Genomic DNA, 14649 nt, shown 5'->3' with positions numbered 1-14649 from the left:
CATCGCATTGATCCGTTGCGCGTGCTCCAGTGATTCGCGGAGCACATCCAGTGGCCTGGCCATCATCTGTTCGGGGTCAACCTTCCAGAACCAGGCCAGGTCATAGGCGACTGCGATCAGGTCGGTGATGGCGCCGACGCCGCACTCATGAAAAAACTCGCGACGGCCCAACTCAACGTGTTGAGGTCAGCCAGGTCCAGCTGGTTGACCGACGACGGCGGAATGCCGGCGCACACGGCGATGTATTTAGCCGCGACGTCCATGTCGAGGCTGACCTCTTCGCTCTTGTCGATCTTGTACGGCAGCGCCTTGATCGCCCGCACTTCCTGCACCGTCGGGCGGCGCAGGTTGAGCTCGGTCAAGGGCTCGCCGTGGGCTTCGATCGCAACTTGAAGCTTCACGGCGTTGCTCATTGCCAGGTCCCCTTGATGCCTTCGAATTTCAGTTCGATGGTGGCGTCATCGCCTTTGGATACCGGCTCTTCCACCAGGTACGCGCCGGCCAGTACATAGACTTTGCCGTTGCTGAATTCGCAGGTGACGGTCATGTCGGAACCGGCAATCAGTTGCTTGAGCGGGAAGTCCGCTGTGTGCAGCGCCGTCACTTTGAACGACGGCGCGATGTCGGTTTCCTTGTAGAAGCCCGGCACGACGGTTTCCCGTTTAACGGCCATCAATGGTGCTTCGCAGCCGCCGTTGATGGTCAGTTGAGCGCCGTCCACTTTGACGTAGCAGGTGCCCGCAATCAGTTGACCCATGGTGTTTCTCCCTTCAAATAAAAAGCCCACACGCGGTGGGCCGAATTCATACAGTCAAAGGCAGCGATCAGGCTGCGTCGTCGTACTGCAGACGGAACTGGTTGAGCAGCGCGAATACGCGCAGGCCGTTGATGTAGTCCGGCGGGAACAGCACGTTGACCCGGCTCGGGTCCTGGGTGTCGCGCTCGACGATCAGGTGTTCGGCGAACAGCTCGGCGTTTTCCACATGGCCTTCCAGTTCGAGCTTGGCGTACTGGGCGATCAGCTCACCGCGAATGGTGCTCGGGGTAACGATGGGCTGGCCGGCGCCGAAACGGGTGCCGTCGGAGGCCAGTTTGTGGCGACCGTATTTGCTGGTGATCACGCTTTGCAGACGACGTACGATGAACGCCGACTGGTGCATGGTTTCGCTGTCCAGGTAGGAGTTGTCTGCCTGACCATAGGCGTTCTTCTGATAGGTGGTGATCGAACGCTGAATGCGCACGTAGCCGCCTTCGTAATACGCGGTGGCGATGCCGTAGTTGAGCAGCGACTGACGCTCGGTCAGGGTGAACCGCTCGCTCGCCGGAGCCGGGTCGAGACCTGGCAGGCTGCCGCTTTGGGTCGGACGGCTGGCGTCGGCCGAGATAAACACCGAGGTACGTGCAGCCAGTGCAGCGGCCTGCACCCAGAACGGTTGCGGTACACCCGGTTCCAGCGCCTGGATAGTCATGTGCTGGTCGTTACGCGCTTGCCCTGCCGCCACCAGCGTGCCGACGGTGCCACGTTTGGCACTGTAGACGTGACCGAACAATTGCTTGGCCCAGGACCAACGACCGGTGCTGTCATCCATGACCGCTTGCCAGGTGTTGAGGGTCGACAGATCCGACCACGGCATGCAGATGAACTCGAACGGTTCATCGCCCAGCGCCGCCACGGCGGCCACTTGATCCGGCACACCGGCGCCGCCGGTCATGGCGGTGATGGCCGAGGTCAGGCCCGCCGGGGTTACTTCGCCGTTGCTCTTGCCCAGGCGATTGAATTGCAGGCTGATGTCGTTACCGCTGTCGCCAGTCCATTTGGCGCTCAGGGTGACCACGCCTTCGACCGCCGCCGCAGTGACTGGCAGATCGGCGCTGGCATTGATTTTCAGGGCCAGGGCCGTGGCCGCTTGCGCCGCGGTGGCACCGTTGACGATGGCCGCCTGAACACGAACGCCGCCGACGTACAGGTTGAGCACGCCGCTTTGGGTCGCCGCACCGGTCAGGGTCAGCACGCCTTTGGCAATGCTGCCTTCGGTGTTGTGCAGCGGCAGGCACCAGATCTCGCCGATCGGGTCAGTCTTGCGCCAGGTTTCATACATCGAGGCGAGCATCGAGCCCTGGCCGCCAATGCTTTTGGCCAGCGCCACGCTGGACACCAACACCAGTTTGCCGACATCGGCCGGCGCGATGTTGTCGTTGACCTGAGCGACGATCAGGCGGCGCATCGCCGACGACGCGCTATTGGCGGCCGAGTTGTCCATTTCGGCATAGAACAGCGGAACACGAATGTCCGCGGGGATGTTGCTGAATCCGATCGCCATTATTTGGCTCCCTGTGGTTTCGCCGCTTTCACGGCTTTGGTAGTGATATCGCCATCGGCCAGACGTCGACGCCACCAGGCGTTGTCCGGCACTTCACGGCCCTCGAGGGGCAACAGATCGCCCGCTTCCGGGTCCGGCACGACACGGCCCGGGGCCGGCAGCACGGTGATGCGTTTGCTCATGGGGTTACGTCTCCAGAGAAAGTCAGTTCCAGGCGTCCGTCGGGGCCTGGGCGTTGCAGATTGGGGTCGGCCGGGTCGATCGCATCGACCCGCACGGTGACCCCGGTAAAGGACGACAAGCCGTCCAGTTCACGCTCGTGCCAGCTCTGCGCCGGTTGCCCCGGCAAATTGCGGCCGAGCTGGAATTCGGTGAAAAAGCGCAGGCGATAGAGCACACGGCTGCTGTTGATGGAAACCAGTTCGCCGCCGTCGTAGGCAGTGGCGCTGTAGTCGCTGCCGGGCTTGAACCCCACCAGCGCGCGCCACAGTTCGGCGCGCAGGTCGTGCAGTTGATCCAGCGCTGCAGCGGCGTCCGTGGTGTCGAGCACCAGGGTGACTTCGAAGCGGTCGCGGATCGGCTGCAACATCAGGTTTTGCGCCACGCTTTTGCTCGCCACATCGGCAATGGGGACGATGTAGGCGCAAGGCGTGGCGAGCGGGTTGCTGGCTTGCAGGGTGGCGAGGTCGATGCCCGCGGCCACACGATTGGCCAGGGTTGGGCATTGCGCACGCAACTGCGTGAGGATCGGCGTGATCTTCATGAGGGCGCTCCAATATTTTTTGAGGGTGCGATTGAACCTGTGGGAGCGGGCTTGCCCGCGATAGCGGTGGGTCAGGCAACATTGATGTTGAATGTGCTGCCGTCTTCGCGGGCAAGCCCGCTCCCACAAGGGATGTGCGTCAGGCCTTGGCGTCCAGGCAGGTCGCGTCAATCTTGCAGCGATAGCTTTTTTCCCGGTCGCCGCTGGCGGTGACCTTGTCGATCGACCACCGACCGCGCATGAAGTCCGGCCAGGTGGGGTCCAGTAGAACAATCCCTTCAGCGGACAATCCCGGATTGCCGGGGCATTCGATCGTCACCTTGAGTGCTTCGCGCATCATCCGGCGGGTCTCGCCTTCGGCGGCGGCACGGGCATCGTCTGCGCTCTGAAACCGCTGGCGAAGGGTCTTGAACGGCGCGATGCCGCTTTCCTCGACACGCACTTTGCCGGCCGCCGCGTCCCACCAACTGGTCTTGCAGCCCTGGTATTTCGCCCGGGCGGTTTCATCCAGAACGGCGGAGATGAAGGCGTGATCCCCTGGGCGATTGTTGGTGGTCACCGACAGCTTTATGGTTGGCAGAACTTTGCCCGATAACGATTTCGCCTGACCGCGCCGTGCCAGCACATACAACTCGTTGACCGGTTTGGCGACGGCGTCATGCAAGTAGGCCAGTCGCGTCAGAAAACCCATGTCGGTTTCGTTGGACTGGTCGATGTGCGCGATTTTTATCAGCGACAGGTCCGGGGCCACACGAGGGGAAAACCCGTGCCTGGATGTCAACTGGCGAAACAATGCACCCAAGGTCGTCGGGCCATGGCTGACCGATCGGCGCTGTTTGAATCCGGTCTGATCCGCCGCACTGAACGGCGCCGCCGTGGCCACCAGTGTCAGACGCAGGGGAAACAGAGTCGGCGTGCGCCGGGTAATGACGAACTCGCCTTTATCCACCAGCCCCGACTCCAGATAACCGACCCGCAGTCCGATTTTCCCGCCCAGGCTGGGCAACCCTTCAAGCCCATCCAGACTGATGAGGAGCGTCAGTTGATCAGACTCGATCCCCGCCGCGTCGATGTGCGTCCAACTGAGCAATCGTTCGTTGAGCAGCGCAGCATTTGCGCCGTAAATTTCTACCGCAGGCGTGAAACCCAGTGACATGCTGCCTCCTTAATCCCAGGCCGAAACCGGTGTGGGTGCGACGGGTTTCGAATCCACTTCCGGCAGCACAACCCATACCCCCGCCGGCAATATCGGCCCCCATTCGGCAAGTTCCGGATTAAGACGCCAAAGCGCTTCCTCGGTAGCATCGTCACAACGCTCAAGCTCGCGGTACAGCAACAGATTCACCGAATCACCGGCGATACTTCGAACCCTACGCATTGGCGAACTCCGTCAACTCGATAATCCAATCGACCACCATCGCGGTGCCGTCATCAAGGATGTTGTTTTGGGTTTCCGACACCTTGTTGATCTGCCACAGACCCCAGTTGCGGCCGATGCCGTCAACCAAGGGCAAAGGGATGCGCAGCGCCTGCAAGGCACGCAGTTCATCGAGCCGATCCATGGCGGTCGCGTACATCGACTTGCCTGTTATCGTCAGCCCTTGCAGGCCTTGGCCGACCTGACTGGATTTGGGTTTGCTGGTGAGGATGTCGATGCTCTTCCAGCCGCCGTCCGAGGTGTGCAGCAGGGTGTGGTAAGCGAAGTTTCTCGACAGGCCGAAAATGAAACTGCCGAGTGCCATTTGCTGACGCATCACGTACCTCCGTCAGTCAGGGCCGCGTCACTTCGCATGGCGAGTGAGTTGGGCATGGTCATGAGTCCGAATTGGCCGGAAATCTGTTGCACCACCAGGTTCGCCAACTGGCTGGCGTTGGCCTGGTCCTGGCCATTGATGTAGATGTTCGCGTTAACCGTGTTCTGCTGATTACTCGTCTGGGCGTTGGTCAGGTCTTTGCTGACCTGATCTGGAGCGGCGAGCTTGTCGGTGGGTGCAGCGAGTTTCTCACCCAGCCATTCCCCTCCCCAACCGCCCGCCATCCCCCCCAACAAACCACCGATCACGCCACCGACCGCCGTGCCCAGAACAGGCACCACGCTGCCGATCAGGGCGCCGGCAGCAGCGCCAGCATAAGTACCGGCGAGCCCGCCACCGGCCGAGCCCAGCGCCCCGCCGACCGCTTTGGTATCACCCGCCTGCAAGCCTTTGACGGCATCGTAACCAGCACTGAGCAGCATCAGCGGCGCGACCCGTCTGGTGACTGCCGAACCCATTCTGGCGGCACCCAGCAAGCGACTCCCGGTAGACATGCGTGGCAGCCTCGTAGCGCTTTTGGGGATGGCGCTTTTTCCGGTCCTTGCGCCTCGGGGTTGCTTTTTACCTTTACGGCCACGCTCCTTGGCATCAGCTGTCAGATCCCCCGCCTCGGGAATCTGTCGCGCGCCGGCCAGAGCCAGAAGTTTTGTCGCAGCAGCAGTGATCGCGGACGCCATCGCAACCTTGATTTCAGCGCCGCGCGCCAACGCAACGGCTCCCGCGAGCACCAGCAATCCTGCAGTAGCTTTCGGTTGTGCTTCAGCGACCCCGCTCAAGCCATCGGCCAATGCGCCGAGCGACACCATCAAACCATCAGTCAACGGTGCCAGAGCATTGCCGCCCGCCGCGAACATCCGGTTTTTACTCGCATCCAGCGCATTCCACCGCCCTTGCGAGGTTTCCCCTAGCGCCTCGGCGGTTTTCGCTACAGAGCCGTTGTATTTCGGCAACGTCCCGTCGGAGGTTCGCTCGGACACCAGCAAAAACGCCTTTTGCACGTCTTCCGGTTTTTTCAGCAGTTCAAGAATCGCTGCGTTATCACCGAACAATGTCTTGGTCAGTGACTGCTGTTCTTCCGCAGTTTTTTTCTTCAGTGCTTCAAGCACCAAGTTGATCGTTCCCGGTGCGTCCTTGCGCAGGCCATCAGCCAACATCCCGGGATTGAATTTACCGTCCAGGTCAGCCCAGGCCTTGCGCTGTTCCGGTGAAGCCGCGTCCCCCTTGGCCAAACCCGTGGTGAAACCTTTCAAAGCCTCACCGGCACCGACCTTGTCCGCGCCGCTGTTCAAGAACGCCGCCGCGAGGGCCGCCATCTGTTCCGGCGTCATTCCCGCCGCGATGCCCGCCTCGCCACTGCGTTGCACCACAGAACCGATGTCTGCCGCTTTGACATTCAGGCCGCTGTTGCCGAGATGGTTGGTTGCATCCGCCAGATTCAGGCTTTGTCCGCGATCCAGCTTCATTGAGGTGCGCCAGCCCAACAGCATCTCGCTGGCGGCCTTGACGTCGAGATTGAACGCCGACGCGGTCACCGCGCTATCGCGGGTGAAGTTCAGCAGCTCATCCTGTTTTTTGGCCGGGTCAAGCCCGTTCCCGATACCCGCCTTCGCCGCCGCCAACTCGACCTGAGCCAGTTGAACCGCCGTTGCCCCGCTCGGAGCAACCTGCTTGTCAGTGGCCATTTTCAGATTGGCCTGCGACAGTTTCTGCAACTGGACGTTGTCCAGTTTCAGTACCTGGTTGAGCTCAACCATCGCCAACTCGGTCGCCATCGCCGACTTGAGCAGATCCGGCGGCGTGCGCTGATCGATCTCAGCCTTTAACTTGGACTTTGGCTCACTGCTTGCCGCAGGCACCGAAGCATTCGCCTTGAGCAGCGACTGCTGCGACGACAAAGCAATGTTCAACAACGCCAGCGCTTCGCGAAGTTTTACCTGTTCCGACACCAGCAGACGGATGTCGAGGCTGGCCGTGGTCAGTGCCAGGTTCAGCCCCGACGTTTCAGACGTGCTGCCCAGTGGCGGCAACTCGATGCTCGCCGCACCGGACAGCGAATACTTACTGTCTGCCATCCCGCTCTACTCCTGTTTCACGCCAAGGCGAGTGATCGCGATGTCGTAGCGGCGCAAGGCCTTGCCGGCGTCCCACTCCAGAATTTCCGCCTCACTTACCGAGTAAATGAGCGGCACCACATCGAGGATTACTTCGATGTCGCGCTCCGAAAGAAGTCCGCCGGTTTGTTTAAAAAATCGTCGATGCGTACCTGAAGCTGTGTCCAGTCGGGCACGGTCAACAAGTCCAGATCGGGCAGCATCAGCCCGGTGCAATGGGCGGTGATGAACTCGGCGCGTTCTTTGGCCGTCTTCAGTTTTTTCATCGCCTTGGTGGCGCGCAGCACCGGCATTTCCAGGGTCAGCGAGGTCATGCTGCGGCCCGCCACGTTGAGCGGTTGCAGCAGTGGCACTTGATCGGGGTCTACCGATTGTTCGTCCTGCCGTTCAAGAAAGTACGAAGCAGGGCGAGTCGACATCTCGTGCACGTACTGCGCGATGCTCACGTAGTCCGGGCGTTTGAGCTGGTCCAGTTCCTTGACCGACAACCCCGTGGCCAATCTGGCCAGCTCGAAGAACTGATCGTCCTCATCATCGCCGGCACGGGCCAGGGCCTCTTTCTGCGCGGCGTAGTACAACGGTTTGAGTTGGATCTGCTCGATCTCGGATCCGTTATCACCGGTAATCGGCGACAGCAAGACGTGAACAGGTGGCGTCCAGGACATGAAATGAATTCCTTGGTGGATCATGGGGAGGTGTTGCGCAATGCCGGTCAGACAACGCAGATCTCAAGGCTGGCGAGCCTCCCCTGTGGGAGCGGGCTTGCTCGCGAAAGCGGTGGGTCAGGCAACGCTGACGGTGAAGCGGATGGCCTCTTCGCGAGCAAGCCCGCTCCCACATGGACTGCGTTTAACTGACTGGCATTGAGGGTATTGAGGTGTTACGGCAGCAACACGGCGCGGCGGGCATCACCGAGAATGTCGACGCCGTTGAGCACGAACTTCTGGGTGCGCACGTCGACATCGATCACTGGAACGCCGTTTTCCAGGCGGTTGTAGGTGCGGCAGGAGAGCTCCAGGGTGGTCTTGGGCTTTTCACCCATTTTCACGATGGCTTCCTCGAGGACCTTCAGCTTGCCGCCGACGGTGTGGTAGGTGAACCAGGTGTTACCGTCCTGATCCTGACCGGCTTCACGCACGTTCAGCAGGATGTCGTCGCCCAGCTTCACGCCCAGCGCCAGCATCACTTCGGGACCGGCGCCCTGCAGGATCAACTTGGCGCCCAGGGCCTTGGCGCTCTTGGCCATCTCCTCGACGATGAAGCGGCCGCCGACCATGTTTTCCATGTCGAACTCGATCTTCGGCGGTGTGAACTCTTCCACGGTCGCCGACAACGGCAAGCCTTGCAGGGTGGCCGCGATGGCCTGTCTTACGCGGTTGGTAAACATTAGAGAACGTCCTCCAGGAACTGCTCGATGATTTCATCGCGGGCGTTGAGTTGATAAATCATGTGTTCGTTCGGTGCGTAGCGGCCGTAGTCGATGACCACGTACCAGGTACCGTTTTTGTACTTCTCGACGCTGTTCAATTCCGGGTGCAGGTACACGCTGCCGCCAGGGATGGTTTCGTCGGCGACCAGGGTTTGCAGCCAGTCGTTGATGCGCTTGACCTCCTGATCCATGAACGACTTGGTCAGGTTCTTGGCCATGGCCTTCTGACCGGCCTTCACCAGCTTGCGGCTGATTGCATCTTCAAGGCCGACGTAGCTGATGAACTTGCCGGTGACGGAGCGGTTACCCAGCAGCGAGAAGCCGCCGAGGATGGTCCGGGCGTAGTAGCTGATGCCGTAGCGGTTGAGCAGATCGCCTTCGGTGGAAGTGTCGAGGATGTTGTATTCCACGACGCGCGAAACGTCTTCGGCGTAGGTCACCTGGTTGCCCGGGCTCTCCCATTGCTTGACCTTGGCGAGCGCGGCAATGGCCAGGCTCGATGGCGCCAGGAACACGTTTTTCTTCGCTGCCTTGGAGTACACCGCCGGCATGTTGTGCACCAGCAGGCAACGGTCGAAACCAAGGTCCGCGCCACCCAGTTCCTGGCTGTAAGTCACTTGATCGGCGACCGCGGCATCCTTGCCGTCGAGTACCACCCGAGCCTTGATGCGTTTGCCGAACGAGGCGAACTCACTGGCCACTGCTTTGGTGCCGGTGAAACCCGGTGCACCGATGATCGTCAGGTCTTCCGGCACACCGCCAAGCGCGGCCAGCCCCAGTTTGCGACCGGTCGCCGGCTCGATACCGCCGATCACGTTGTTCACGGTGTCGGCCGGGGTAGCCCCCTCTTCGACGATGACCACGTAGACCGGCACCTTGACCACTTTGAGGATCTGGAACACCGCGTGAAACAGCGTGCCCGATTCAGTGCCGGTCGGATCCAGCAGTGCCTGGGTGGTGAAGCTGTTGATGCGCAACGGGGCGTTACGCGGGATCAACAGATCCGCTTTCGGCGCAGTACCGACCAGACCGATGACGTTGTCACCCAGGCCACCCATGGCCTCGGGAGATTCAGTGGCATTGACGGTAATGCCGTTGTGCTCGAAGTTCAAAACCTCAGCCATGGTTATTCAGCCTTCTTGGCAGCGGCCTTTTTGGCCGGGTTGGATGTAGAGGCCGATTCGCCGGCCTCGGTTTTTTTCAGCTCCAGACGACCAGCGCTGCGCAACGCACTGGCCTCTACGTCGAGCAGGTCGAGTTCTTGGCCGACGCTCGACCAGTGACCACCTCCGGTGGGGAATGGGACGAGCACGGTGTAGGTTTGGCGTAGTGCCATTTGGGTTTCTCCAGATACGAAAAAGCCCCTTTTTGAGGAAGAGGCTTTCGGGTGTTGTTGGCTGTTTGGGGGAAAAGAAAACGCCCCGACGGTGCGGGGCGTTACTCGGAAAGGCTGAAGGTCTCCAGAGGTGGGTCGTCGAAACCCTGAGCTACCAGCCAGGCAGCCGCCAAGGCATCGTTCGGGCTGGTCGGCCATTCACTGTCCTGGGGTGCCCCTCCAACGATATCGACACGATTGAGTTCAACGCCGTAGATTTTCCAGGACCGGAGACCCGCGATCTCGGTTTCAGTGGCAATATCCAAATCCACTGCGTTTTGCAATGTGGCAATCATGTTTGCGCTGAACTGCGTCAGCAGCGCTTTCTTCCTGGCGGCTTTCTTTTTCAGGGCGTCTGTAGTTGCGACCTCATCGACGACCCATTGATCGTCCTGCCATTTATCGAACTTGGTCGCTGGAGCTTCACGTGTATAACCTTCGGGCAAGTCACCCAACGTCTCCCAGACTTGCGCCTCACCGGTCTCGGTGCTGTAGACCGTCGTTCCACGGTAGTCCGCAACAATTTTCCACCCGTCGCCTGAAACCTTGACCGCTGTGTGACCAGGCTCCAGTGTTGGCGGCTCACACTGATAAGCATGCGCGGGGATCAACCAGGTAAAAGGTTCCAGAGGACTGGGGTCCGCGACTCCAGCGCCAATGAACTCACCGGTAACGGGGTGCACATTACAGATGGTCGGTGGTGTGACCTCATCAGCGAGCCACCAGGACACCTCGCCTTTAACGGCCATGCGTTCGTCTGACATTCTCAAAAACTCCAATGTGGTTCTGATTAATATTTGATACAGGCGAGAAAAGCCGTGTTGAGTGGCCTGGCTTCAGTGCCACCGGAACTGGCAATGGTAATCGCGTGAGTGTGATCACCGGCGGCACTGGTCGGCGCCCCCGCAGACCCGTAGTAGGGCTCGTCACCCCACACCGCATTGCCGTCAGTGCCCGGCCCACGATCCAGGTTTATCCAGATCGAGTGCGTATGGCTCCCGGCTACGGCCGCGCTGCCTGTATGCACGTGAGCGGCGTTCTGACTCGTCTGGGCGCTGCCGAGAACACGGCCCGAATCGACGTTTCGCCCGTCATCGAACCCACGATCGAAATGAGCACGAGAGTCCGGCAGGTTGAACGTCGTAGAACCATCCCCCGCCCCGTACAGTGTGCCGATCCTGGCGAATAGCGCGGCATAGGTCGTTCGTGATACGGCTGCTCCATTGCGTTTCAAAAAGCCAGCCGGCGGCGTTGCCATGGCGAAGTGCGTGACCTCCCCTACACGATCACCCGCCACGCCAAGCGCAAATGCCTCGACCTGCGCCTTGGTGTAAACATCTGTCAGTCCGTAACCCGCCACCGTGGTCGGGTTGTCCCCCGCAATGGCCCGACCGTACTTATCAACGGTCAACCCCCGATAGCTACCAGGCTGAATGCCTGTCCTGCCCGCGAGCATTTCGAAGGTCAGTGCGGTAGTACCCAGCGTGATGGGGCCGTTGGTTGTCAGGTGCCACAGAGAGTCGCCATTCGCGACCCCTTCTTCGACCATGACCGTCAGGCCGGGCGATACCTTGGCGCTGGTATTGGCATCGAAGGCCCGCGACCAACCGTTATTGGACACAACCCAGATGCCACTATCTTTGGCCAACGTCTGATAAGGCAATAGCACACGATCACCCGCGACCAATGCGACACCGTCAATCTGCTGAGCCCCGCTCAACACTACGTTAGCGGTGGCGGCAACCCGCACCGATTGCTTGCCATCGAGTTTACCGAGCTCTTCGGCGAGGTAACTCATAACCCACGCACGAGTGGCTTTCACCACCGTGTCGTCAATCAACAACGTCACCAACGCCGCATTACTGGTCTCGAAAATCGAACGAATGTAGAACTCTTTCCCCGACCCCGAAGTCGCCAGCACCGGCTTGAACGACTCCGGATACTTGACGATCGCATACAGAATCCCGGTATCAGTCCAGATCCCGGCCTCACGCACATACCAACCGCCCACTTCAGGCGGGATAGTCACTTCGGCCAGCAACCAACTCGGATTATTCTCATCCTGGAACAGTGCATTGAGTGGCCCGCGCCACACTTCGCGTTTCAGTGCCGTGGCAGTGGCAGCCGGGTTGTAAACCGCGCCGCCGCCGTCACCGACGGAAATCTGCGACAGTTTGATCGGTGTGCCCGCTGCCTTGCAGGCGGTTTCGTAGGCGATCCCCGCATTGGTGAGCAGGGTGTAATAGTCGGCCATTTAGGACCCCTGAGGATAAATAGTGGAGGTTTCGACGGTGTAGAGCCCGGCGGCCATGAAGGCCTGACCCCAGGCTTCAAGCCCTTCGATGACGATCGGATACACCGTGGTCAGCTCGCCGCAGACGGTGGCGGCGCCGATGACGTGACTGCCGAATGCGCTCAAGCCGACAGAAACCTTCAAGGTGTCGCGTTCGCTTTTGGCATCGGCCAGGCGTCGGTCGAGACGGGTGTCGATTTCTTCGCTGTAGGGCTGTTCGGTGAAGGCCCTGACGGAAAAGCTGTAAGGCGGGCCGGGTGGTGTTTGCTCGTACCAGGCGCGCACCTCAGGCATCAATTGCAAACCCTTGGCCGCGTTTTCCAGTGCTTTTCGCGTCCCGGCCTGCCGTGCGGTGGGCCAGGCGAGTTCCACCGTCAGGCGTTTTTCCGCCTCGGTCGCCTCGGTGCTCCATTCGCTGACCCCGCGATCCGCGCCCAGGTACGGCAGGAATGCCAACGGTGTTTTGGCGGGGTTCATCAGTTCGGGGAACGGCGGGTCAATGCGCTCAAGCAACCGAGCGAAACCGAGATCAAGCGCCCTTTCCAGTGGTGAGCTGTTGGCCGGCAACAGGCTCGGGCGAGGTGTGTCGTCACTCATAACGTATCCACCTCGACCTCGACGCCCGTGCAATACGGCGCTTGAAACGCATTCGTCACGATCGGCGCTACCGGCTCAAGGATTTGCAGCTGAACCGCGCCGGCGCTGTGCAGCGTGTAGTCGATCCAGCTCGGGTCCACCCGCCCTTCCAGGCGATGACAGGCATCGGCATACGCCTGCAGCTGCTGTTGCGCGGCAACCTTGGTCAGCCCGGAATCGGGGCCCGGGTTGATCTTCGCGATCACCCGGATTTTGTAGTTCTTGATTTGCGCGCCCTGCACGGTAACCAGGTCCGTTTCGGGCCGGACATCAGGCCGGGCGAAATGCTGGCGAACACCGTCGAGCAGCGCTTGGGATGGCGTGCCATCGCCCTCCCGGGAAAGCACCGTGACCGTGACTTCGCCAGGCGCGGTCCGGCGTCCATTACCGTCCTTGATCTGCGCGACATAGCCGTCCGGGTCGAAGGTGTAAGTGACCGTCACCACACCCGCCGCGGTGGTTTCCACCTTCACGGCAGGCCGTTCGCCAAGGGTGAAGATCTCGCGCCGATACTGCATGCGTGAGCCGGCCGCCGGTGCATGGGGCGCCAGGTAATAACGCAACCGGGCGTCGTCGTCGCTCTCGTAGACCGGATTGATCGGCGGGAATGCCGCCGGGTCGCCCGGGTCCAGCAACTGGCGCTCAAGCCCCATGTCCGCGAGGCGGGCATCGAGGTTGGTGCCGGTGGCCCACCACGCCAGCATCTGCTTGATACGGGCGTTGTATTTGCGTTCATGGGTTTGCAACCGTACACAAAACGCCTCAAGCGCCAGGGTCAGCAACTCGCTTTCGTTTTCCAGGCTGACCGCAAGCTTGGCCGCGCTCTCGGTGGAACGGGCACCGACGTACTCGACGACGAAGGTCTTGAACTCTGCGAGCAGATCCTCGAACGCTTCGACCGTGACGATGGCCGGTTCGGCCAATTGGTTCTGGCCAGGTATCAACATACTCATGCCACCACCTCGAAGGTCTGTTGGCGGTTTTTCCAGGTGCCGGCAAAGCGCAACAACAACCCGGCACCGTAGCGGCTGGCCACAATGACCTGCGGCTCGAAATCGTCGATGCCGTTGTACTTGTTGTAAAACGCTTGGGCGGCATGGCTCTGGGCGAGAATCAGCAGGTCGTCGCCGAGGTTCTGCCCCAGCAACTCGGTGAGTGCGCAACCATACAAAGGGCGCTTCTGACGCGTGCCCAACGGCGTGGTCAGCGCCCGGGTGGCGCGCTGCACAAACTGCAGCCAGTCGTCGACCGTTGCGCCGGTGTTTCTATCGATTCCGATCATGGGAAGCTCTTTATGCGGTACTGATGACGCGACCCTGGTGATCCACCAACGGGCCGCTCAGATGCACACCGGAGGCGTCGAGCCGCAGGCCGACGGCGCCCAGTTGCAATTCGATGGCCTCAGGCGTCATCGCCAGCCTTGCCGGGCCGATGCTCAATTCGAGGGATTCACGGGAGCCGGTGAACGCCGTCGGGCCGTTCTTCCAGTGCAGGACATGACTGGCGTGGTCGTAACCGTTTTCCGTGCCGTCCTGATAAAGGCGACGCGTCAGCGATGCCTGTGTCGAGACGGGCGGGAACTGACCGCCGTTGAGACCGAACAACGCCACCGACTGCCCACCGCCCTCGCCGCCGCCGTGGTTCAACAACAAACATTGCTCACCCACGGAAGGGATCCGCGACTCGCTCTGTGCTCCGGCGCTCGGGTTGAAAAACCGGATCGCCGGGGTGAGCAGTTCCCCATGCCTGACCTTGCAGGTATTGCTGGCCGCATCGACCTCCTGACACACGCCGATGCGACAGAAACTGTCGGCACGCCGATGCAGGTCTTCGAGCTCGGTTTCCATCTCGGCCAGACGCTCAATGATCGGCCCCAGTTGCAGACGTAAAAGCGCATCAAACATCGG

At 60.9% G+C, this 14649-nt stretch carries 18 protein-coding genes and 1 pseudogene; all 19 read right to left on the bottom strand.

Features of this window, described 5'->3' with window-relative positions:
• Window positions 1-116 precede the first annotated feature (116 nt).
• The 19 genes and pseudogenes from PSH64_RS05830 to PSH64_RS05740 all read right to left on the bottom strand — a co-directional run bounded on the left by PSH64_RS05830 (window position 117) and on the right by PSH64_RS05740 (window position 14646).
• Window positions 117-413 carry a phage tail assembly protein gene (locus PSH64_RS05830; RefSeq protein WP_105340306.1) on the bottom strand — a complete coding sequence of 99 codons (297 nt, stop codon included), beginning with the start codon at window positions 411-413 and terminating at the stop codon, window positions 117-119.
• On the bottom strand, window positions 410-757 hold the full coding sequence (locus tag PSH64_RS05825) for a phage tail tube protein (protein ID WP_018926973.1): 348 nt from the start codon (window positions 755-757) through the stop codon (window positions 410-412). Before PSH64_RS05825 ends, PSH64_RS05830 begins: the two co-directional genes overlap by 4 nt.
• Before the next feature lie 67 nt (window positions 758-824).
• Complete coding sequence (locus tag PSH64_RS05820; RefSeq protein ID WP_305480209.1) at window positions 825-2321, bottom strand: phage tail sheath subtilisin-like domain-containing protein; 1497 nt, start codon at window positions 2319-2321, stop codon at window positions 825-827.
• Window positions 2321-2503 (bottom strand): DUF2635 domain-containing protein, encoded by a 183-nt coding sequence (locus tag PSH64_RS05815; protein ID WP_007907211.1) that lies wholly within the window; start codon window positions 2501-2503, stop codon window positions 2321-2323. Before PSH64_RS05815 ends, PSH64_RS05820 begins: the two co-directional genes overlap by 1 nt.
• On the bottom strand, window positions 2500-3084 hold the full coding sequence (locus tag PSH64_RS05810) for a hypothetical protein (RefSeq protein WP_305480207.1): 585 nt from the start codon (window positions 3082-3084) through the stop codon (window positions 2500-2502). Before PSH64_RS05810 ends, PSH64_RS05815 begins: the two co-directional genes overlap by 4 nt.
• Before the next feature lie 139 nt (window positions 3085-3223).
• Window positions 3224-4240 (bottom strand): contractile injection system protein, VgrG/Pvc8 family, encoded by a 1017-nt coding sequence (locus PSH64_RS05805; protein ID WP_305480205.1) that lies wholly within the window; start codon window positions 4238-4240, stop codon window positions 3224-3226.
• A 9-nt stretch (window positions 4241-4249) separates the two neighbouring features.
• The gene (locus PSH64_RS05800) at window positions 4250-4462 is read right to left on the bottom strand and encodes a tail protein X (RefSeq protein ID WP_105340302.1); all 213 of its coding nucleotides are present in this window, start codon (window positions 4460-4462) and stop codon (window positions 4250-4252) included.
• Window positions 4455-4838 (bottom strand): phage tail protein, encoded by a 384-nt coding sequence (locus PSH64_RS05795; RefSeq protein WP_086944772.1) that lies wholly within the window; start codon window positions 4836-4838, stop codon window positions 4455-4457. The genes PSH64_RS05800 and PSH64_RS05795 overlap by 8 nt, the downstream gene beginning before the upstream one ends.
• The gene (locus tag PSH64_RS05790; protein ID WP_305480201.1) at window positions 4838-6970 is read right to left on the bottom strand and encodes a phage tail tape measure protein; all 2133 of its coding nucleotides are present in this window, start codon (window positions 6968-6970) and stop codon (window positions 4838-4840) included. Before PSH64_RS05790 ends, PSH64_RS05795 begins: the two co-directional genes overlap by 1 nt.
• Window positions 6971-7098: 128 nt before the next feature.
• On the bottom strand, window positions 7099-7674 hold the full coding sequence (locus PSH64_RS05785) for a phage tail assembly protein (RefSeq protein ID WP_305480199.1): 576 nt from the start codon (window positions 7672-7674) through the stop codon (window positions 7099-7101).
• A 215-nt stretch (window positions 7675-7889) separates the two neighbouring features.
• On the bottom strand, window positions 7890-8396 hold the full coding sequence (locus PSH64_RS05780) for a phage major tail tube protein (RefSeq protein ID WP_018926982.1): 507 nt from the start codon (window positions 8394-8396) through the stop codon (window positions 7890-7892).
• Window positions 8396-9562, bottom strand: a complete 1167-nt coding sequence (locus PSH64_RS05775; protein ID WP_305480197.1) for a phage tail protein — start codon at window positions 9560-9562, stop codon at window positions 8396-8398. The genes PSH64_RS05780 and PSH64_RS05775 overlap by 1 nt, the downstream gene beginning before the upstream one ends.
• Window positions 9563-9564: 2 nt before the next feature.
• Window positions 9565-9774, bottom strand: a complete 210-nt coding sequence (locus PSH64_RS05770; RefSeq protein ID WP_305480195.1) for a hypothetical protein — start codon at window positions 9772-9774, stop codon at window positions 9565-9567.
• 101 nt (window positions 9775-9875) lie between these two features.
• Window positions 9876-10577, bottom strand: a complete 702-nt coding sequence (locus PSH64_RS05765) for a tail fiber assembly protein (RefSeq protein ID WP_305480193.1) — start codon at window positions 10575-10577, stop codon at window positions 9876-9878.
• A gap of 278 nt (window positions 10578-10855) precedes the next feature.
• Window positions 10856-12067 (bottom strand): annotated as a pseudogene (locus PSH64_RS05760) (phage tail protein); the annotation flags it as partial.
• The gene (locus tag PSH64_RS05755; RefSeq protein ID WP_305480191.1) at window positions 12068-12703 is read right to left on the bottom strand and encodes a phage tail protein I; all 636 of its coding nucleotides are present in this window, start codon (window positions 12701-12703) and stop codon (window positions 12068-12070) included.
• The gene (locus PSH64_RS05750; protein ID WP_305480190.1) at window positions 12700-13695 is read right to left on the bottom strand and encodes a baseplate J/gp47 family protein; all 996 of its coding nucleotides are present in this window, start codon (window positions 13693-13695) and stop codon (window positions 12700-12702) included. Before PSH64_RS05750 ends, PSH64_RS05755 begins: the two co-directional genes overlap by 4 nt.
• Window positions 13692-14024 (bottom strand): phage baseplate protein, encoded by a 333-nt coding sequence (locus PSH64_RS05745; protein WP_018926989.1) that lies wholly within the window; start codon window positions 14022-14024, stop codon window positions 13692-13694. Before PSH64_RS05745 ends, PSH64_RS05750 begins: the two co-directional genes overlap by 4 nt.
• A gap of 10 nt (window positions 14025-14034) precedes the next feature.
• The gene (locus tag PSH64_RS05740) at window positions 14035-14646 is read right to left on the bottom strand and encodes a phage baseplate assembly protein V (RefSeq protein WP_305480188.1); all 612 of its coding nucleotides are present in this window, start codon (window positions 14644-14646) and stop codon (window positions 14035-14037) included.
• Window positions 14647-14649: the final 3 nt, after the last annotated feature.

This window comes from Pseudomonas sp. FP1742 (assembly GCF_030687145.1).
GTDB lineage: Bacteria > Pseudomonadota > Gammaproteobacteria > Pseudomonadales > Pseudomonadaceae > Aquipseudomonas > Aquipseudomonas frederiksbergensis_D.
The sequence above is the reverse complement of the archived record's forward strand: the minus strand, read 5'-3'. Positions and strand labels throughout refer to the sequence as shown.